A 19,418-nucleotide genomic window follows, 5' to 3' on the forward strand; every position below is an offset into this window, starting at 1 on the left:
GACAGGGCGGGCCGCCGGTTTCGACGGCGCCGGCCCGCCCCGCCGCCTGCCGGCGGGGCGGGCCGAGGTGGGCCCTGCGGTCGGCGTGTACGTCCGGACGCCGGACCTGCGGGGCCAGACCGGCGAGCGGTTGGTCAGTGACTGTGCCGCAGGATCCACCGGACGCCGCGGTCGGCGCCCACGCAGCGACGCCGGATCCGCGCGTGCCGCGCGTGCGGCACCTCGTCGGACAGGTGCAGGGCCACGTCGGTCAGTTCGCGTGCCCGGCACTGGAGATCGAGCAGGAAGTCGGGGTCGGGCCGGGGAGCGGCCATCAGGCGCTCGTACGCCGTCTCCACCGCGGCCAGCGCCGCACCCAGATCATGTCGTGCCGTCCGCGGACGGTGAGGAAGCGTTGCCATGCCCTCTCCTACACGGTAGTGATGCGCCGATCCTGCGGTCGGTCGCGTTCGACGGGTCCGGGGCCGGCCGGTCGCCCGATCGGCCACCAGCGCCTGATGTCACGCACTCCCCGGACTGTCGGTGTCCGGCTCGGCCATCTTCTGCTGTGCCTCGGCGATCGCACCCTTCAGGGCCTGCACGTGGTGCCCCTCGGCCTCGCCGACCGCCTTCTTGACGGCGCGGGTCACGGCCGGTTCGACCTTCCCGGCCGCCGAGCGCGGGAAGGCGACGATCAGTCCCGCGCCACCGAGCGGGATGGTGGCCCCCACCTGCTCCTCCAGTTTGGCGGCCGTCTTGTGGTGGGCCAGTTTGCCGGCCCCGGCGCCGATCACCGCGCCGACCGCGGTCGCAGCCAGCAGCGGTGGCGCGAACAGCCCGACCACGAACCCGACGGCGCCCAGGCCCGCTGCGCCCTCGCGAACCATGTGGTCGGTCTCCTCCACCGACAGGTCGCCGTTGAGGTCCTTGCTCACGACCACCGCACCGTGCAGGTAGCCGCCGCTGGCCAGGACCGTCTCGTAGTCCTCCCGGGCGGCTTCCTTCGACATGTAGCCGCCGATCAGCACGTCAATGGTCTCGTCGTCGAACTTCATCGGTCCTCCTCTGCTCCGCGAACGTGCCTCACCCGGCGAGTCCGTGCCCGGCGTGCCCGTGGTGGGCAGCCGTGTGCAGCGTGTCCTCGTCCTCGGCCGACTGGTGCGACTCGATGTCGAAGGTGACCTTCCTGACGGTGCCGGTGAAGGCGAAGGGCTTCTTGTCCTCGTAGCTGAGGTCGACGACTCCGCCGTTGTCACAGCCGATGTCCATGCCCGCGTAGGCGGAGAAGCGGATCGGGACGGTGTGGTCCATGCGGCCGGTGGCGACGGCCTTGCCGTCGATCAGCAGGGTGACCTGCCCGCCCGTGGCGGGCTTGGGCGCGTCGGCCACGAACTCCATGCGCACGTTCACCTCACCCGCCGGCAGCTGCACCTCGGCCTGCTGCCGGTAGACGAACACGCCCATCATCGAGTAGGTGTGGGTGAGTCTGCCGTCCTGGACGAAGAGCGAGAACCCGCCCAGGTGGTCGGCCTCGGCCACGATCACACCTTCGACTCGGCTCCGGCCGGCTGAGTCCTGATGCTCTTGCGTCGCTCTCTGCCCTTGTTCCGTCGTTGCCTGCGGCGTTGGGTTCTCGATGAGGCGGGCATCTCGTCTCCCCTGACCGGAGCGTCCCTGATGACTCCGGTGCCGAGGTGCGGGAAGCCGACGCCGCCGGTCTGCTTCCGCCCGCGCGGCGCCCTGCTCGGGATCGGGGAGGGCCTGGCGTCCGGCTCAACAGCGGGCGTGGCAGCCCGAGATGTCGTCGCCGGCGATGACGGCGACTTCCTCATTGTCCGCCGGGAGCATCCTGTCCGCCCGACGGCGCGAGTTCGGAGGGACGAGTCGCCGGTCCCGACACGGAACGAAACGGCATCTGCCGTATCCAGGCTGGGACTTCGGCCGGGATGCGGGCCCTCGGCGACCGTGCGAGGCTGTCAATGAGTCCGGCCCGGCCGGCACCTCCATGGGTGCGGACGGACGCGACGGCCGAGAGTTCCCGAGGACTCCTGGTGACCGGATGGACGGCGCCCGCCGCCGTTGCGGTGGTCTTCGCCGGCACTGCGGCGGTCTCTGCGGCATCTCCCCCATCGCCGAGGTCCGCCCACGGACGACGAGACAACGGAGGCGCAGATATGACATCAGCCGACAACGACGAATTGGGACCGGTCGACTACCTCGTCGTCGAGTTTCCGCCCGCTACCTCGCACTTCACCGGCGAAATGGCCGCAGAGCTCGACAAGCTGGTCACCTCGGGGACCATCCGGGTCCTGGACCTGGTCATCCTGACGAAGGGGCCGGGCGGCGAGCTGGACGTCCTGGAGGTCAACGACCTCGAAGGCGTCGGCGAACTGCGCGCGGCAGAGGCACAGTTGGCCGGCCTGCTCGCCGAGGAGGACGTCATCAACCTGGCCGCCGCCATGGAGCCCGGCACGACAGCCGGAGTGCTGGTCTGGGAGAACACGTGGGCGGGACCCTTCGCCGCCGCCGCACGCCGCTCCGGAGCCCAGCTCATCGCCAACGGACGCATTCCGATCCAGGCCATCCTGGCCTCGATCGAAGCCGACGAGGAAGGAGAGTGAGATGCCCCTCGGCCCCATGCGCAGAGGACGACGCGGGGTGATCGGCGCCCCCGTCGCTCGTACAGCGGCTGTCGTCGGCACGGCAGCGGTCGTCGCCCACGGGGTCGACCGCCGCAGCGACCGGCGCGAGGACCGCCGGGACGACCGTCAGGACCGCCGGGAGGACCGCCGGGACCGGCGCTGATCCGGGCCTCACTGGCGGCCGAGTACCACGGCAGGAGACCGGGCGAATCGAGCTGCCCGCTGAAATCAACCGGGGGGAAGGCGTCCACGGGCACGTCGCCCGACGGGAAGGGCTGTTGTCCGAGCCCGCCGCGGGCGGCGTCCTCCCATGTCGGCCTCCGTTGGCGGCCGTCGGCCGGCCCGGGTGACATACGCGAGGGCGCCGTTCCAGGGAGACGTCCGCCACCGGGTGCGCCGCGCGCCCGCCGAGACCCGCCCGGCGGCGGCCACGTACGAGGCGAAGCGTTGCCGACGCCGTGCGCATCGATGGCGATCGGGCTGACCCGGACCCCTCGCACCGACCCATCACCGTCCGCGGGGTGGGCAGGCGCGTCATCGCTGCCCCTGCGGGACCAGCCGCCGTCCGGCCGGACAGGCCGCGGGCCGGCAGGGGTCGCTCCGGACTGCGCGTCCGACGGTGCCGAGAGCATGGGCGGCCCCGACTCGCCTGGCCCCCGCTCCGGCGGCCCGGGGTGCATCAGCAGGGGGTGTTTCGCGTGATGGGCGCGGCTTCTCCGTCTCCCGGCAACCGCAGGAGTCCAGGTCATCCGGGCTCCATTCCCCGCCTGTCGGACCGGCCGCCGCAGTCCGTGACTTTCACTCAATTCGGCTATTCCGATGCAGTTCTGACGGAGCATTTGAGAAAGAGGGATCCCTCGCGCCCCGGGCCGTCTCACAGGCAGGGGCCGCGCCCGCACACGCCCCTCGGCGGCTGGTCTCGCGGGACGGGCCCCAGCGGAAAGGGCGTGGGGCGGTCCCGGAGGTGCTGCCTGACTACCACCGTGGCAGCCTGGATACGGAGTCTCCGACCAGGTCGCCCGATCCGGCGACAAGGCTGTTCTCAAAGGAGCCCGAACATGGCCAGCAATGTCAGCGGGACGCCGACGGATACCCAGGTCTCGCCGAGGCCGTTCGCAACCGGCTGGACCGTCTTTGCCGCAGTTCTCATGATCTTCGGCGGCGCGATGGCGATATTCGAGGGGATCGCCGCCATCGCCAAAGACGACCTGATCGTCGTCACCCGCAACTACACCTACCAGATGAACACCACCGGCTGGGGCTGGATCCACCTCATCCTGGGCATCATCATCGTTCTGGCCGGCGTGGCCCTCTTCACCGGCGCCGTCTGGGCACGTGCCGTCGGTGTCGTCGTGGCCGGGTTGGCGATGATCGCGAACTTCCTGTGGCTGCCCTACTACCCGTTCTGGGCCATCGTGCTGATCGCCATCGACATCTTCGTGATCTGGGCTCTCTGCGCCGGAACGACCAGAACATCGCTGCAGGCTTGACCCACTGCCGCCGGCCCGCTGTGCGGGACCGGCGGCGCTGCGTCCCCGGCATCCGTGAGGCGCCGACCGGCCGAGTCTCCGAGCGGTGCGAGGCTCAGCACTCGGCATCGGGTCACACCAGCTGCGAGAGGCTCTGGCCCACCAGCCAGAAGCCGATCAGGAGCGAGAGCACGACGATGGCCGGATCCTGGTGGTCGACGATCCACCGACGCAGCTGCTCCAGTCTGACCTCGGCGGCGCTCGGGGCGAACACGGTGTAGAGCTCCATCGCCAGCTGACTCGAGGCCGCCACGACGCAGAACGCGAACAGGGCGAACCAGGTGGCGGCGTCGGACAGGTTCGCCTGGACCACGGCGGCCGCACCGGCGGCCACCAGCCCCCAGGGCTGGAGCAGTACCGCGAGTCCCGCCGCCGACCAGGAATTGGCCCGGTCGAGGTGTCTCTGCCATTTCGGGGTCTTCCGCTCGTGCGGTGCCTTGACGCGGCGCCGCTTGTGCTCGCCGTACGCGATCAGGCCGACGCCCACCGCCAACTTGACCACCAAGGCGGCCGTCGACGAAGCCGAGTTCCTGTCCGGAGGCTGACCACCGGTCGCCAGCAGCACCGCGGCGATCACCACGACCAGGCACGCCAGCCAGGCAAGGATGAAGGCCAGCCCCTTGCGGACCCCCTGCTCGGCGGAGAGCAGCAGGACGAACGCGATGAGCGGGAGCGGCTCGAGCGTGATTCCCAGACCGATCACAATGAGCTCGAGGACCATCGTCAGCCACCTTTCCCGAGGTCACCGTCTGCCGGGTCACCCGGTCCGTCCGTCCCGGGCCGGCCGGCATCGTGCTGCGGGCCCCCGGGCTGCACACGCCGGTCGAGGCCCCTGCGCACGGCCTCCAACATGACGTGCGCGATGACACCGATCAGGAGCACGTCCGCGAGCATCTGCAGAACCACCGTGCTCCTTGCCGCTCCCGTTTTGGGGGCGATGTCACCGAAGCCCACGGTGGAGAAGACCGTGACCGTGAAGTACACGGCATCCGCGCGGGACAAGGACTCGGTGAAGGATCCCGCCTGGCTCCTCTCCAGGAGAAAGTAGCTCGTGGCGAACAGCAGAATGAGCAGGGGGAAGACGGTCGCGAGCGCCTCGACGGCCCGCAGCCTCGGGTACGGGGAACGGCTGACCGACCGTGTCTGCCAGGCGAGGAGGGCGGACACCGCGACCAGACCGAGGACGAGTCCCAGCACTGTTGCGGCGCCGTAGGGCTTGTCCATGGGGATCAGGTAGTAGGCCGTCAGCAGACCGGCGGTGGTCAGCAGCGGTCGTAGGAGTGCGCGCGCCAGGAGTCTGTGCCGCTTCCACCGGGGGAGCTCCTGAAGATCCGGCCCCGCCATCCCCTTGCCCACCGGCTCAGGACCGCAACGACAACGGATGAATCGCCATGCGGATCACGATGCAGGATGCGCGCGCGGATCCGGCGCTCCGAGAGCTCCTGACCGGGTGCAGACCACCGGGTCGGCCCAATCCGCCCCCACCGCCCGGAGTCCCCGTCCGAGCGGTGGGCGATCCACCCGCACAGCTGGTCGGCGGGGTCGCCTTCCTGGCCGCGGAGGCTCAAACGCCCGGGCGTGGGCCGCCGGCGACCGTGGGAGCCGACGGCGGTCGGGGGGAGTCCCCCGGTTCCGCGTCCAGGAACTCCCGGATGGCGAACCCGACCAGCACCACGACGACGATCCACAACACCACGGCCGCCGTCGGGTAGCTCCACGTCGCGAGGACGACGGCCGCCACGACGAGGACCGCCGCTCCGATCCAGCGCTTGTACTGGTGCACGAACCGGCCGACCGCCCCGAGGCGCATGCCGTGAGCGGTCGACACCTCGCGCAGGGCGCCGATCGCCGACTTGCAGGCCGTGCGGATCCAAACGGCGACCTTGGACGGGCCGACCAGGAAGGCACCGACGGCCGTCACCAGGGCCGCCACGCCCACGGCGCGGACGCTCGCGCGCAGAAAGCGGATCAGTGCGTCGTAGATCGCGCCGGCGGCGGCCTGGGATGCTCCGGGCGGCAGGTGGTCGAGGTAGAACGACCGGAAGACCGTCAGGACGACTCCCAGCAGGAGCATGGCGATGGCCACCCCGAGGGCTGCGCCGACCAGGCCGCGGCGCCGGTTCACGGCGGTGAACACGCCGGCGGCGGCGACCAGCACGGCGATGATCGGGAGCCAGGTGCCCATGATCTCGAGGATCCGGAAGTAGGTCTTGACCTTGCCCACGTCCTTCGAGGCGAACACCACGAAGCTGGTGTGCACCTCCGGGATCTTCGCCGCTGGTCCGAAGCCCGAAGCCACCAGCTGGTCCTTGACCTTGGCGACGAACGGCCCGATGTCGATGGCGACCTGGTTGTTCTCGAGCGAGACCGCTCCCCCGCCCTTGCCTGTCAGCGCCTTGTCGAGCGAGGAGTGCACCGCCCGGTTCGCGTCGACCCACAGGTTCTCGAACTGGTCGCTGGTCACCACCTTGTTCACGGTGGTGCTGACCAGTTGGGTGAGGCCGCTGGTGATCGGCCCGGTCAGGCCGCCGATCAGCTTGCCGAGCTCGGGCGGCGCACCCTGCTGGACGGCGGCCTGGGAGAGCTCGTCCACCACGGCCTTCACGTCGATCTGGGCCAGGACCTCCGAGGTGACCCGGCTGGTGAGCGCGGCCTGGACATCGGGGTTGCTCGCCAGCGGCGCCACCGTGGCGACGTACCGGTCGGTGTCACCGATGATCGAGTTGGTCCAGACCGCGATGACCGCGAGCAGAGCCAGCAGGGAGGAGATGACGATCAGGACGACCGAGCCCGTCGTTCGTAGGCGGTGGTGGCGCGCCCTGGGCGGTGGTGTGGACGCCTCGAGGGCGGTGAGCCGGTGCCGCAGTTCGTCCAGCTCGTTGCGCTCGTCCCTCGAGAGCTCGGCCGGCTGCGGCGGTCTGCCGGTGACCGGCGGCTCGCCCTCGGGCCGGCCGCCCTGCGGCGGCGTGCCACCCGGTCGCCCCGGATCCGGTTCGGACGTGTCGGAAGGCATCACAGGCTCCCAGGGTCGGCCGTCATGAACGAGCTGGTCTGACGATCGGCCAGCCCTCTTCAGGGAATGCTCGACGCCCCGGGACCGCCACCGGGGGTGCGCACACGAGTGACTGCCGAGCGGGTTTCCCATGCACTTCGTGAGTCCGCCGCGCGGGACCAGGTGGAGCCGGGCGAGGCCGGCCGTGCACGGCACCACGGACGCCGGGTCACCTGCCGGGTCGGACTGAACGTCGGACGCGCCGAGCACGAGCCCGCGCCGACCAGCGACCGTCACCACGAACCGCGGCAGACCCGCTGATCCCGTCCGAAGGCACAGGAGGCATGGCTTCAGCCACCGCACTGCCCCGGAGGTCAGGTGCTCCTACTGCAAGATGTTGATCGCGCGAGCGATCACCAGCCCACCGATTCCCAGAGACGCCACCGCTTCCGTCATCATCAACAGCTTGGCCCACCGCTTGATCGCGGAGATGTCGGTGGGGCTGAACGCGGTGGCGGTCCAGAAGGCCAGCACCAGATAGTCGGCGAAGACCGGCACCCAGGTGGCCGGCGCGTAGCCCGTGTGCTGCATCTCGGGGAACACCAAGGCCGGATTTGCGTACGGCCGGTGAGCGCGGGCAGCGGCACCACCGCGGTCCAGGTCCCAGTACCACAGCCCGAAGGTGATCACGTTCGTGGCCCAGACCACTCCCCCGGTGGCCAGCAACCCGATGGCGTTGTCGGCGAACAGCTTGTTGTTGGTGAGGATGTCGGCCACCAGGCGGGCGGCGGCGAACAGGTTCGCCACCGTCATGAAGGCGATGACGACGCCGGTCGTCATCCGCAGCCATGGCTTCTGGCGGTCGATGCGGCCCGGGTCTCCGATGATCAGAGCGGCCAGCAGGACGAGCAAGACGACCGGGACCACCCATGACGGGGCCACCCGGTACTTCTCGGGCAACGCCACGTGGAGGAACGCGGCAACCAGGATCGCCAACGCCACCGGCCACCAGTGCTCACCCCGGGCAGCGGCCTGATCCGGCGTCAGCGGGGGCGGAGCGGCCGGGCTCGGGGTTGGTGCCATACCCCAGTGTGGCCTCGCCGGCTCTGCTGCCGGAGCAGTGACGCGCCGCTTCGGCGACCACCGCCGACGAGCCCCTGACCCGCACGAAAGCGGCCGCCGTCATTGCGCACCGTCGAGCCGCGACCGCGGCGCACGACCTGACGGCGGGACCGTGACGACAGCTCTCCCCTTCGGGGGAATGCCGATCCGGCGTGGCACTGGTTGCCAGGAATAGGTATATCTATAGCCATCTGTGGTGATTTGCCAGCCAGCAGCACGCGTGGCTGCGGCCCGACGGGAGTGGCCATGACGGTGACCGAAAAGGGCGTGACCGGCGGAAAGTCCGATGCGGGGGCATCCGCCCGGGGCGCGGCGCCGGAGCCCCCGAGCAGGGCGGACCGGGTGGCACTGGGGAAGGCAGCCCGCAGGGCGGCACCACTGGAGGCGCACGGCGACTTCCGGCCGGGCGGATCGCGGGACCCGGTCGGGCTGCTGCTGGGCCAGGCGGCGTCGCGGGTGCCGGAACTGGTGCCGGTACGGCACGGGCGCATGCTGGTGTCGCCCTTCACCTACTACCGGGGGGCCGCACTGCCGATGGCGGCGGACCTGGCCGGCACGCCCGCCTCGGGTCTGCGGGTCCAGCTGTGCGGAGACGCGCATCTGTCCAACTTCGGCGCGTTCGCCTCACCGGAGCGGCGATTGGTCTTCGACGTCAACGACTTCGACGAGACCCTGCCCGGGCCATTCGAGTGGGACGTCAAGCGGCTGGCCGCGAGCCTGGCGGTGGCGGGGCGCGACAACGACTTCTCCCGCAAGGCTCGCCGCAAGATCGTCCTGGAGGCGGCCAAGGGCTACCGGAAGGCGATGCACCGCTTCGCAAAGCAGCCCTTCCTGGAGGTCTGGTACGCGCACCTGGACATCGAGGAGGTCATCGGGCAGTTCAGGTCCCAGGTCAAGGCGAAGAGGTTCAAGGCGGCCGAGGCACTGCTGGCCAAGGCTCACACCCATGACAGCACGCAGGCGCTGGGAAAGCTCACCACCATGGTTGACGGTCGGCGGCAGATCATCAGCGACCCTCCGACGATCGTTCCAGTCGAGGAGGTGTTCAGTGATGTGCAGGCCGAGGCGATCTACGAGCTGATCGGCACCGTGTTGGGCAAGTACCGGCTCACCCTGCAGTCCGATCGACGACACCTGCTCAATCAGTTCACACTGGTCCAGATGGCCCGCAAGGTCGTCGGGGTCGGCAGCGTCGGCACCCGCGCCTGGATCGCGCTGCTGGACGCCGGCGACGGCGTCGAACCACTGTTCCTGCAAGCCAAGGAGGCCCAGCCGTCCGTCCTGGCGGAGTACGCCGGGCGCAGCCAGTACCGCAACCAGGGCGAGCGCGTCGTCGCCGGACAGCACCTCATGCAGGCCCAGAGTGACATCTTCCTCGGCTGGACCCGCGTCACCGGCGAGGGAGGGGTGGACCGCGACTTCTACGTACGCCAGCTGCGCGACTGGAAGTTCTCCGCACCGATCGAGATGATGCTCCCGTCGGGCATGGCTCTGTACGGACGGCTGTGCGGTTGGACCCTGGCCCGAGCGCACGCCCGCTCCGGTGACCGGATCGCGCTCGCCGCCTACCTCGGCGGCTCCGACCGGTTCGACCACGCCATCGCGGACTTCGCCGAGGCCTACGCCGACCAGAACGAGGACGACTTCGCTGCCCTGCAGCGTGCCGTGAGCGAGGGCAGGGCCGAAGCCACCACCGGGATCTGACGTGTGTTTCGTCCTGCGGCCCTGACCGCCTTCGGCGTGTGGAACATCGCCATCGGAACAGCCGTCAGCCCGGACCGGGGCCGGCCGGCCAGGCGAGTCCCAGGTCATAGGCGAAGATCACGGCCTGGACCCGGTCGCGGGCACCGATCTTGGCCAGGACCCGGCCCACGTGCGTCTTCACGGTGGACTCCGCGAGGACGAGCCGCTGGGCGATCTCCCGGTTCGACTGGCCTCGCGCCATCGCGAGCAGGATCTCGCGTTCCCGTTCGGTGAGCGCGCGCAGCCGGGGATCGTCGGCGGCTTCCTGCCCCGGGGCGCGGACCGGGAGGTGGTGGGCGTAGGCGTCGAGCAGGCGGCGGGTGAGCCCGGGTGCGATGACGGCGTCGCCCGAGGCGACGGCGCGGATCCCGGCGAGCAGTTCCTCCGGGAGGGCGTCCTTGAGGAGGAAACCGCTGGCTCCGGCCCGGAGCGCGGCGTGGGCGTACTCGTCCATGTCGAAGGTGGTGAGGACGAGAACGCGGCAGCGGCCGCCCGATGCGACGATGCGGCGGGTGGCCTCGATCCCGTCCATCCCGGGCATCCGGACGTCCATGAGGACGACGTCGGGACGCAGTTCGGCAGCGCTGCGCACCGCTTCGGCGCCGTGTGCGGCCTCTCCGACCACGGAGGTGTCGGAGCTGCTCTCGAGCAGCAGGCGAAAGCCCAGCCGCTGGAGGGGTTGGTCGTCGACGATGAGCACGGTGGTCACGATGTGCGGCTTTCGGGGCTGGAGGAGGGGAGGAGGGTGAGGAGGGCTTCGACGGTCCAGCCACCGGCGGGCCGGGGTCCGGCGGTGACGGTGCCACCGTAGAGTGCCGCGCGTTCCCGCATGCCGACCAGGCCGTGGCCCGCGTGGTGGACGGGTGCGGCCGGTGCCGGGCCGGTGTCGGGCGGTCCGGTGTCCTGGACGCGGATGCGGACCGCGGTGTCGTCGACCGCGACGTGGAGGGTGACCATGGTCCGGCGCCCCGCGTGCTTGAGGGTGTTGGTGAGCGCCTCCTGCGCGATGCGGTAGACGCTCAGCTGGGCGCCGCGGTCCAGCGACTCCAGGTCGCCGTCGGTGCGGTACGTCACCACGGGGCCCGCGGCCCGGATCCGTTCACAGAGGCCGGCCACGTCGGCGACACCGGGCTGTGGGCTGAACTCCGGGCTCTCGTCGTCCTCGCGCAGGACGCCGAGCAGCCGGCGCATCTCGCCGAGCGCTTCGCGGCCGGTGCCGCCGATGAGCTGGAGCGCCTCCTTGCCGCGCCGGGGATTGGTGTCCGCCGCGTAGGCGCCGCCGTCGGCGAGGCCGATGATGACGGCGAGGTTGTGGCCGATGATGTCGTGCATCTCCCGGGCGACGCGAGCCCGTTCGGTGGCGGCGGCCAACTCGGCACGCTGGTCGCGCTCGATCTCCAGCTGGACGGCGCGCTCCAGGAGGGCCGCCACGTGGGCCCGGCGGATTCGCAGCACCAGTCCGAGCGCGACCGACGCGGTGGCGGCGCTGACCAGGAAGAACAGGGCGTCGCCGAAGGTCACCACGGCCGAGACCCGGAAGGCCACCAGGCCGACGGCGCCGGCGGTGACCGCACAGGCCCAGGGAAGGTGTCGCAGGCGTCCGTGCAGGGCGACGCTGTACAAGGCGATCAGCAGGGCGACGTCGGCGCGCAGCCAGACCAGCATGATCCACTGCACCGCGAAGACCGCCGCGACGACGGCGAAGGCGACGGTGGGCGCCCTGCGGCGCCACCACAGCGGGAGGACCAGTGCGGCCTGGAAGGCCCCGGTGCCCGCGGTCGGCAGATGGGTGATCTTGAAGCGGAGCTCGCGCGGGCCGCCGCCGTGCACCAGGTCCGGGAGACAGAACAGCAGGAAGACCGCGATCACCACGCCGGTGTCGAGCAGCCACGGGTGCCTTCCGTCCAGTCGCCGCAGCCGGTGCCCCGCGTCGGCCAGCCGGGCGACGAGCGGGTGTCCCCACAGCGGTTCCAGCCCCGGCGGCGGGGGCTGCTGCGTGGAGCCTGCGGCTGTGGCGTCGTCGATGGTCACGGAGGTCACCTGTCCCATGATGGCCGAGGACCGGCGGTGCGGTGGTCGGCCTCACCGACCACGGCACCGCCGGCCTTCCCGTGGTCCGTTCGCGGTCCGCTCGTCGTCGGCCGGTCAGGCGTCGGTGCGCGCCAGCCGCCAGGCGGCGCCCGCCAGCGCCAGCACCGTCCAGGCGAGGAACACCAGCAGTCCGGCGACGGGTGTCAGCGCGGGCGCGGTGTGGTGCAGGGCGAACATCGACTCGCCCGCGTTGCTGGGCAGGTACGGGCTGATCCGGTCCTGCCACGAGGTCGGCAGCAGGCTGACCAGTCCGGGGACCAGCATCAGCGAGGCCACCAGCACCGAGATGCCGCCGGCCACCGAGCGCAGCAGGGCGCCCAGCGCGGTGCCGATCACACCGACCAGGGCGAGGTAGAACCCTGCGCCGAGCAGGCTGCGGACCACACCGGCGTCCGAGATGGTGAGGGCGGCCGGCGTGCCGGAGACGATCCCGCTGCCGATCAGGAAGGCGGTGAGAACGCCGACCGTGGCGACGACGAGGGCGACCACACCGTAGACGGCGGCCTTGGACCACAGGACGGGCAGTCGGCGCGGGACGGCGGCCAGCGTGGAGCGGATCATCCCGGTCGAGTACTCGCCCGCGGTGACCAGGACCCCGAGGACCCCGAGCGCGAGCTGGCCGAAGTTCGTGCCGAACAGGGACAGCTGCACGGCCGTGGCGTCGGCGAAGTCGCGGTCGAGACGGCCGCCCGCGGTGATCCTGGACTTGTAGTGCGCGCAGGCGATGAGCCCGAAGGCGACCACGAAGAGCAGCGCCAGCCCCAGGGTGATCCAGGTGGAGCGCAAGGACCAGAGCTTGGCCCACTCGGCACGCAGCACGCGGCGGGCGGTGACCCGGTAGACCGGGCGGGTGGGCGCGGTGGCGGGCGGCCCGGAGGCCCGGGTCGCGGTGGTGGTGGTCATGCCGTCCTCCCGGGGGCTTCGATGCCGGTGGTGGTGCCGTGGTACTCGACGGCGTCCCTGGTCAGCTCCATGAACGCCTCTTCCAGGGACACGCTCTTCGCGCTCAGCTCGAACAGCGCGATCCCGTGCTCGGCCGCCGTCAGCCCGATCGTCCGGGCGGGCACGCCGGTCACCTGCAGCTCCTCCGTGCCCACCTTTCCGGTGATCTCCACGCCCGGGGCGGCGAGCAGTTCGCGCAGGCGCGCCGGGTCGGAGCAGGCCACCTTCACGGTGTCGCCACCGGCCTGGCGCACCAGGTCCTCGACGGTGGTGTCGGCGAGCAGCCGGCCGCGTCCCACCACGATGAGGTGCTCGGCGACCAGGGCCATCTCGCTCATCAGGTGCGAGGAGACGAAGACCGTGCGGCCCTCGGCAGCCAGCCCGGTGAGCAGGTTGCGGATCCACAGCACGCCCTCGGGGTCGAGGCCGTTCACCGGCTCGTCCAGCATCACCGTGGCGGGGTCGCCCAGCAGCGCGGCCGCTATGCCGAGGCGCTGGCCCATGCCGAGGGAGAACGCCCCGGCGCGCTTCCCGGCCACCGATTGCAGGCCCGTCAGCTCGACGACCTCGTCGACCCGGCGGCGCGGGATGCCGTGGGTGTGGGCCTGCGCCATCAGATGGTGGAAGGCGGAGCGCCCCGGGTGGATCGACTTCGCCTCCAGCAGCGCGCCGACCTCCTGGAGAGGGGCGCTGTGGTCGGCGTACCGGCGCCCGTTGACGCTCACCGTCCCGCCGGTGGGGGCGTCCAGGCCGACGATCATCCGCATCGTGGTCGACTTGCCCGCGCCGTTGGGCCCCAGGAACCCGGTCACGGAACCGGGCTTGACCGTGAAGTCCAGCCGGTCGACCGCCGTCTTCTCCCCGTACCGCTTCGTCAGTTGCTGTGCCTCGATCATGGACGATCCCTCGTGCTCGGGCTCCGGACGGTCCGGCCGCCTCAGCTCACGCTAGGTGCGGATTCCCCGGGAACAGTGGTACCCGGGACGTGAACCACCGGCCGCCGGTGGTACCGCGGTACTACGCCTGCCCGGGTGGCGGTGGCCGACGGCGAGGCCGCCCTGCGTGGCCACCGACCGGCCGTTCGGCTCCGGCCGTTCCGCCTCGGGCCGGGCAGTGGGCCGGGCAGTGGGCGATTCGGCTCGGCTCGGCTCGAAGGGGCTCACCACGGTGGGACGGCGGGCCGGGCGGTCCACGGGGCCCGCGGTCCGGCCGGCGCCGAACACGGGCATGCGCACCGCGCCGGCACCGGTGCCCGCAGTGTCCAGGTGGCCGGTGCCACCGGGCCCCGGCCGCCCCGCGTCGCGGGTGAGGGCGCGGGGCGCGACCACGGGGTGCGTGCCGCCCACTCGGCGGGCCGGACCGCGGATCCGGGCAGCCGGGCGGTCCGGTCGGGCCCCCGGCCGGGTGTGGTCACACGGGTCGGAATGCTCATGACGCCCTCCGAGAACCTTCGACGGTGGTGTCCGTCGGACGCGTGGACGACCGCGGGTCGCCGACGCGTCCGGCCAGGACCTCCCCAGGACAGCCGACTCGGCTGTCGACCAGGCGTCCCGCGATTCACGCTAGCCGCGGCGAAGTGGCGGACCGTGGTACCCGAGCGGGAACTCTCGCGGCTCAGTGGTACCTCGGTACGACCCCGACCGGATCGCCGGTCGGGGGTGGGCCACCACCGGTGCGGGCCTCGGGTTGCGGTGTCCGGATCAGCCGACCGGCGCCGGCTCTCCGACGGCCTCACCACGGCGCCGGCTCTCCGGCCTCACCGCCCGGCGTCGGCCCCCCCCGGGCAGCGCCCCGGCCGCTCCTCCGTGACGCGGCGGGGACGCTGCCCGGCACCCGGAAGACGCCCGGAGATCGGGCGCGGTCAACCTCTCGTTCATCCTCGTGCCGGAGTGTCCGGGGTGATTGGACGGCGGCGCCACCCACGTCTACATTCCTGTAGTCACATGCGATGGCCACAGTGCCCGCATGCCGATCTCCTGCCGATTTGCCCGACATCACTGGGAAGGTGCACGTGAGCGCGATCACTGTCGGACAGGCGGTTGTCCTGGGCGTCGTGGAGGGGGTGACCGAGTTCCTGCCCGTCTCCTCGACCGGCCACCTGAAGATCACCGAGGGGCTGATGGACATCCCGGTCGACGACACCTCCGTCGTCGGCTTCACCGCCGTCATCCAGGTCGGCGCCATCGCCGCCGTGCTGCTCTACTTCCTCAAGGACATCGTGCGGATCGTCTCCGCGTGGGGCCGCGGCCTGGTGAACCGCGAGGAGCGCTACCACCACGACTACAAGTTCGCCTGGTGGGTCATCTACGCCACGATCCCGATCGTCGTCGTCGGCCTGGCCGCCAAGCCGCTGATCAAGGGCCCCCTGGCCTCGCTCTGGGTGGTCGCCGGCTCGCTGATCGTCGGCAGCGCCGTGATGTGGGCGGCCGACCAGATAGGCCGTCACAAGCGCGGCGAGGACGACACCGGCTTCAAGGACGCGATGATCGTCGGCTCGGCTCAGATCCTCGCGCTGCTCTTCCCCGGCTTCTCGCGCTCCGGCGCGACGATGTCCGCCGGCCTGATCCTCGACCTCGACCGGGTGGCCGCCACCCGGCTCTCCTTCTTCCTCGGCATCCCCGCCCTCACCGGCGCCGGCCTCTACGAGCTGAAGGACGCCCTGGGCGCCGGGGTCGGCACCACGCCGCTCGTGGTCGGCACCGCGGTCTCCTTCGTGGTCGCCTACGCCTCGATCGCCTGGCTGCTGAAGTACGTCGCCAAGCACTCGTTCAACGCCTTCGTCGTCTACCGGATCGCCATCGGCGTGATCCTCTTCGGCCTGCTCGGCACCGGCGTGCTGAGCGCCTGACGCCCCGTCCGGCCCGGACGGGGACCGGCGAACACGATGACGGTGTGGTTGCTCGGCAGGGACCAGTCCCCGGCGCCGGGGCACGCCTCCGGTGTGGTGCCGGCGTCGAGGACCTGGCACGGCCGCGGCTCGTGCAGCAGCGCCTTGAGCACGGTGTCGGCGGCGAACGCGACGGCGACCACCAGCGGTGCGGCGAGCGCCCGGGCCCTCACCGCCCCGCCGCCGGCGCGGCGGCGGGGCGACGCGGCCTCCGGCCCGGCCACGTAGCGGCGTGCGCGGCCCGGACGGTCCGAGCCGCAGCAGCGGTATGCCTACACGCCCGGTTCTGCGCGCACAGGCCGCCCACCGGTGGTCACCCGGCGGCCCCGGCGCCCGGACGGGAGGGCGCTTCCGGACTCGCACCGGACGGGGGTCTGCCGATCAGCGGGATCAGTGGCAGGGTCAGGCCCAGCCAGAGAGCGGCGAGGAGCCAGCCGCCGACCACGTCGAACGGCCAGTGGACGCCGAGGTAGATGCGGCTCAGGCCGACAGCGACCGCGACCAGGCCCAACAGCCCCACGAGCAGCACCGTCCAGGGCCGCCGCCGGCCGCCTCTCAGCACCGCCCAGGCGAGCAGACCGGCGGCCGCCGCAGCGGTGAAGGCGTGGCCCGAGGGATAGGAGTAGCCGCTGGGCGAGGCGGCGACCCAGTCCGCCACCGGCGGACGGGGACGGGCGAAGGCCCTCATGAGCCCGTTGCGGAGCAGCTGACCCGCGGCCAGGACCAGCACGGGTGCGCAGGCCTGCGCGATCCGGACGGTCGGACGCCCCGGCCGGCCGCTGCGCCGGACCAGCAGGAAGCCGGCCGCTACGGCCGCGAGATACGGCGGGACCCCGGCGCCCAGGTCCGTCACGACCCCGACGATTCGCACCGCCGACGAGGGGCGGTGGGCGACCGCCCAGGAGTGCAGGGCCGACTCCACCGGGAAGGGTCCCCAGCCGTGAACGGCGAGCAGGGCGGTGAGCACGCCGAAGAGCAGCACCGGGACCGCGACCGTCAGCATCAGGACCCGAGCCCACGGGTGACGCGCGGTCACACGCCCACCCGGAGTCCGGCGGTGAGGTTCAGGGAGCCCCCTGCCCGGAAGAGCCCGGCCGACAGGCCGGCCCCGGCGGAGAGCACGATCGCGGCACCTGGCACCAGGAGCGCCCCGGGGACCCGCCTCGGCGCACGCGCATCCAGGACGTCCACGGCCGACGGTCCTGTGGGATGGGGCATGGGTCGGCACCTCTCATCGGGGATGCCTCGGCACCCATTGCCGTCTACATCACTGTAGACAGGATGATGCCGACGACGCCAGCGGCCTCCGTCCGGCCCGTCCGCGCGCCGCACCCCGCCCCGGTGCGACGGCGGCCAAGCCCTCCGGCACCGGGGCCGGGAGTCGGCGTTCTGCGGGCCGGCCGCGCGCCGTCCGTGAGCAGCTCGACCGCCACTTCCCCGGCCGCGGTACCGGCAACGTGAACCAGGCGCCGGTGCGGTCCCGCCGCTGCTATGTGTCCGGGGAGAAGACGTCCAGCGACGGGCCTTCGAGAGCGAGGGCGGTGAGACCGGTGGTGGTACCGGACGCGTGTTCCTCACCGGGCTCCCAGCGGACACCGTCGCCGGCTGAGACGGGGATCTTGTGCCCGTCCGGACCGGCGACCCAGCCTTCGCCCGCGATGACCAGGAAGAGCTGGCTCACCGGAGCGGGATGGGTGCCGATGGTTCCACCTGGTTCGATCGCCAGGCAGGTCAGATGAACAGCCCCCTCGGCGGCGGCGACGCGGGTCGCGGTGGCGCCCACACTGCCGAAGCGATCGATGACCTTCTCCGCACGGTCGAAGCGGAACATCTCCACGTAGGGCCCTCGCAAGATCCGGAAGGCATCGATCATACGGGCGGACGATCGACGTGCCGACGGCGGCACGCCTTCGGGGGCGGTCGGGCTCGGCGGCCGAACAACTGGCGCGCGGGGGCGACGGCCTGGCTCTGCTTCCTGCACGGATGAACCGGTCCTGCCGTCCGCCCCGTTCACCATGTGACGGGCACCGCCGTTCCGCTCGCCTCTCGCCGCTGCCCGGAGCAGTGACCCGGCGGAGAGGAACCGCTCATGCGTGCCGTGGCACGACCGTCGAACAGACCGCGGTGGCACACCGAGGCCTGCCCTCGCCCCCGCCGTTCTCCGGGCCCTGATGGCGGGGAGCCGCCTCCGCGGTGCCCGGCCACGCGCGTACATCCCTGCACCCGCGTCTCGGCCCACGGTCGGCCGAGCCGGTCGAGCCGGCCGAAGGGGTCGAGCCGGTCGAACGGGTGGACTCGGGCAACCGTCCGGCTCCTAACGCCCCCTCCCCCGCCCGAAAGTACGGAGGTCTGATGGGCCGCTATGTCATCCGCCGACTGATACAGGCAATCCCCGTGCTGCTCGGCGCAACGTTCCTGATCTACGCCGTGGTCTTCGCGCTGCCCGGCGACCCGGTACAGGCGCTGGCCGGCGACAGGCGCCCCAATCCGCTCGTGGCGGAGATGATCCGCCAGAAGTACCACCTGAACGACCCGTTCCTCCTCCAGTACTGGTACTACCTCTCCGGTCTCCTCCAGGGCGACCTGGGAGAGAGCCTCACCGGCCGCTCGGTCAGCGACATGATCGGCGAGTCGTTCCCCTACACCGTGAACCTCTCCCTGGTGGCCTTCGTCATCGAGGCGGTCATCGGTGTGCTGGCCGGTGTCATGGCGGCGCTGCGCAAGGGCAGGTTCATCGACCAGCTGCTCCTCGTCAGCACCCTGATGGTGATCTCGATCCCGGTCTTCGTCACCGGCTTCGTCCTCCAGCTGCTGCTGGGCGTGAAGCTGAAGAACGACTACGGCTTCGACTTCTTCCCGGTCTCCTTCAACGAGGAGGACGGACTGCGGGCGTACCTGCTGCCGGCCTTCGTGCTGGCGTCCACCTCGCTCGCGTACGTCGCCCGACTGACCCGCACCAGCCTGATGGAGACCATGCGCGCGGACTACGTCCGCACCGCGGTCGCCAAGGGCCTGAAGCGCCACCGGGTGATCGGCCACCACGCCCTGCGCAACGCGCTGATCCCGATCGTCACCTTCCTCGGCGCCGACCTCGGCGGCCTGATGGGCGGCGCGGTCATCACCGAGAGCATCTTCAACATGCACGGCATCGGCGGCCTGCTCGCCCGCGCCGTGCACCAGAAGCAGGGCACGATCATCATCGGCATGGTGACGCTGCTGGTGCTGATCTACCTGATCACCAACCTGCTCGTGGACCTGCTGTACGCCGTGCTCGACCCGAGAATCCGCTACGAGTGACGGCGGCCGAGGGTCCGGCCGCCGGGGACCGCCTCCCGGATCTCCGGAGGCCGGGCAGGTCGCACGGTCACTCGCCCGAGCGCAGTCACTGCTGCCGGTTCTCGCCTTCGGTACAGGTGCACCGTACGAGGGCGGCGCCGCCGGCGGTGGGGTCGACGTGCCCGGTCGCTCGGCGTGTGCAGGCGTGGGCGGTC

21 protein-coding genes are annotated in these 19,418 nt (G+C 71.5%); 6 read left to right on the forward strand and 15 right to left on the reverse strand.

Annotated features, from left to right (window positions below; translation table 11 throughout):
* Positions 1 to 134: 134 nt before the first annotated feature.
* From OG286_RS02400 to OG286_RS02410, 3 genes are all read right to left on the reverse strand, one after another.
* Entirely contained in the window at positions 135 to 401 is a 267-nt protein-coding gene (locus tag OG286_RS02400; RefSeq protein WP_396320342.1) for a hypothetical protein, read from the reverse strand.
* Between the two features lie 99 nt (positions 402 to 500).
* Entirely contained in the window at positions 501 to 1,034 is a 534-nt protein-coding gene (locus OG286_RS02405) for a DUF1269 domain-containing protein (protein WP_405364669.1), read from the reverse strand.
* Positions 1,035 to 1,062: 28 nt separating this feature from the next.
* Complete coding sequence (locus OG286_RS02410; protein ID WP_396320344.1) at positions 1,063 to 1,518, reverse strand: hypothetical protein; 456 nt, start codon at positions 1,516 to 1,518, stop codon at positions 1,063 to 1,065.
* 635 nt (positions 1,519 to 2,153) lie between these two features.
* Here OG286_RS02410 and OG286_RS02415 point away from each other — a divergent pair.
* The 3 genes from OG286_RS02415 to OG286_RS02425 all read left to right on the forward strand — a co-directional run bounded on the left by OG286_RS02415 (position 2,154) and on the right by OG286_RS02425 (position 4,111).
* Positions 2,154 to 2,600, forward strand: a complete 447-nt coding sequence (locus OG286_RS02415; protein ID WP_396320345.1) for a DUF6325 family protein — start codon at positions 2,154 to 2,156, stop codon at positions 2,598 to 2,600.
* A gap of 1 nt (position 2,601) precedes the next feature.
* Complete coding sequence (locus OG286_RS02420; RefSeq protein WP_396320346.1) at positions 2,602 to 2,784, forward strand: hypothetical protein; 183 nt, start codon at positions 2,602 to 2,604, stop codon at positions 2,782 to 2,784.
* Positions 2,785 to 3,679: 895 nt separating this feature from the next.
* The gene (locus OG286_RS02425) at positions 3,680 to 4,111 is read left to right on the forward strand and encodes a hypothetical protein (protein ID WP_396320347.1); all 432 of its coding nucleotides are present in this window, start codon (positions 3,680 to 3,682) and stop codon (positions 4,109 to 4,111) included.
* A 112-nt stretch (positions 4,112 to 4,223) separates the two neighbouring features.
* Here OG286_RS02425 and OG286_RS02430 read toward each other — a convergent pair whose 3' ends face one another.
* The 4 genes from OG286_RS02430 to OG286_RS02445 form a co-directional block, all read right to left on the reverse strand.
* Complete coding sequence (locus tag OG286_RS02430; protein WP_396320348.1) at positions 4,224 to 4,871, reverse strand: GAP family protein; 648 nt, start codon at positions 4,869 to 4,871, stop codon at positions 4,224 to 4,226.
* Between the two features lie 2 nt (positions 4,872 to 4,873).
* Entirely contained in the window at positions 4,874 to 5,506 is a 633-nt protein-coding gene (locus OG286_RS02435; RefSeq protein WP_396320349.1) for a potassium channel family protein, read from the reverse strand.
* A gap of 208 nt (positions 5,507 to 5,714) precedes the next feature.
* Positions 5,715 to 7,163, reverse strand: a complete 1,449-nt coding sequence (locus OG286_RS02440; protein ID WP_396320350.1) for a proline-rich domain-containing protein — start codon at positions 7,161 to 7,163, stop codon at positions 5,715 to 5,717.
* Positions 7,164 to 7,526: 363 nt separating this feature from the next.
* Positions 7,527 to 8,144, reverse strand: a complete 618-nt coding sequence (locus tag OG286_RS02445) for a hypothetical protein (protein ID WP_405364671.1) — start codon at positions 8,142 to 8,144, stop codon at positions 7,527 to 7,529.
* 366 nt (positions 8,145 to 8,510) lie between these two features.
* Between OG286_RS02445 and OG286_RS02450 the strand changes: the two genes are divergently transcribed.
* A complete protein-coding gene (locus OG286_RS02450; protein WP_396320352.1) occupies positions 8,511 to 9,968 on the forward strand; it encodes a DUF2252 domain-containing protein in 1,458 nt (485 codons plus the stop codon).
* Between the two features lie 64 nt (positions 9,969 to 10,032).
* Here OG286_RS02450 and OG286_RS02455 read toward each other — a convergent pair whose 3' ends face one another.
* The 4 genes from OG286_RS02455 to OG286_RS02470 form a co-directional block, all read right to left on the reverse strand.
* Positions 10,033 to 10,716, reverse strand: a complete 684-nt coding sequence (locus OG286_RS02455) for a response regulator (RefSeq protein WP_396320353.1) — start codon at positions 10,714 to 10,716, stop codon at positions 10,033 to 10,035.
* Complete coding sequence (locus tag OG286_RS02460) at positions 10,713 to 12,047, reverse strand: sensor histidine kinase (protein WP_405363326.1); 1,335 nt, start codon at positions 12,045 to 12,047, stop codon at positions 10,713 to 10,715. Before OG286_RS02460 ends, OG286_RS02455 begins: the two co-directional genes overlap by 4 nt.
* Before the next feature lie 105 nt (positions 12,048 to 12,152).
* Complete coding sequence (locus tag OG286_RS02465) at positions 12,153 to 13,001, reverse strand: ABC transporter permease (RefSeq protein ID WP_396320355.1); 849 nt, start codon at positions 12,999 to 13,001, stop codon at positions 12,153 to 12,155.
* Complete coding sequence (locus OG286_RS02470; protein WP_405363324.1) at positions 12,998 to 13,936, reverse strand: ATP-binding cassette domain-containing protein; 939 nt, start codon at positions 13,934 to 13,936, stop codon at positions 12,998 to 13,000. The genes OG286_RS02465 and OG286_RS02470 overlap by 4 nt, the downstream gene beginning before the upstream one ends.
* A gap of 1,115 nt (positions 13,937 to 15,051) precedes the next feature.
* On the opposite strand from OG286_RS02470, the gene OG286_RS02475 reads away from it, so the two are divergent.
* The gene (locus tag OG286_RS02475; RefSeq protein WP_396320357.1) at positions 15,052 to 15,888 is read left to right on the forward strand and encodes an undecaprenyl-diphosphate phosphatase; all 837 of its coding nucleotides are present in this window, start codon (positions 15,052 to 15,054) and stop codon (positions 15,886 to 15,888) included.
* On the opposite strand, the gene OG286_RS02480 is transcribed toward OG286_RS02475, so the two are convergent.
* The 4 genes from OG286_RS02480 to OG286_RS02495 all read right to left on the reverse strand — a co-directional run bounded on the left by OG286_RS02480 (position 15,825) and on the right by OG286_RS02495 (position 17,800).
* Positions 15,825 to 16,151: a phosphatase PAP2 family protein gene (locus tag OG286_RS02480; RefSeq protein WP_396320358.1), complete on the reverse strand. Its 327-nt coding sequence runs from the start codon at positions 16,149 to 16,151 to the stop codon at positions 15,825 to 15,827. The genes OG286_RS02475 and OG286_RS02480 overlap by 64 nt on opposite strands.
* Before the next feature lie 89 nt (positions 16,152 to 16,240).
* Positions 16,241 to 16,930 carry a phosphatase PAP2 family protein gene (locus OG286_RS02485; RefSeq protein WP_405364673.1) on the reverse strand — a complete coding sequence of 230 codons (690 nt, stop codon included), beginning with the start codon at positions 16,928 to 16,930 and terminating at the stop codon, positions 16,241 to 16,243.
* Positions 16,931 to 16,959: 29 nt separating this feature from the next.
* Complete coding sequence (locus tag OG286_RS02490) at positions 16,960 to 17,145, reverse strand: hypothetical protein (RefSeq protein WP_396320360.1); 186 nt, start codon at positions 17,143 to 17,145, stop codon at positions 16,960 to 16,962.
* Positions 17,146 to 17,416: 271 nt separating this feature from the next.
* Complete coding sequence (locus tag OG286_RS02495; protein WP_405364675.1) at positions 17,417 to 17,800, reverse strand: cupin domain-containing protein; 384 nt, start codon at positions 17,798 to 17,800, stop codon at positions 17,417 to 17,419.
* A gap of 479 nt (positions 17,801 to 18,279) precedes the next feature.
* On the opposite strand from OG286_RS02495, the gene OG286_RS02500 reads away from it, so the two are divergent.
* Positions 18,280 to 19,224, forward strand: coding sequence for an ABC transporter permease (locus OG286_RS02500; RefSeq protein WP_396320361.1), 945 nt, complete (start codon positions 18,280 to 18,282; stop codon positions 19,222 to 19,224).
* Positions 19,225 to 19,418: the final 194 nt, after the last annotated feature.

Source organism: Kitasatospora sp. NBC_00039 (assembly GCF_045160625.1).
Taxonomy (GTDB): domain Bacteria; phylum Actinomycetota; class Actinomycetes; order Streptomycetales; family Streptomycetaceae; genus Kitasatospora.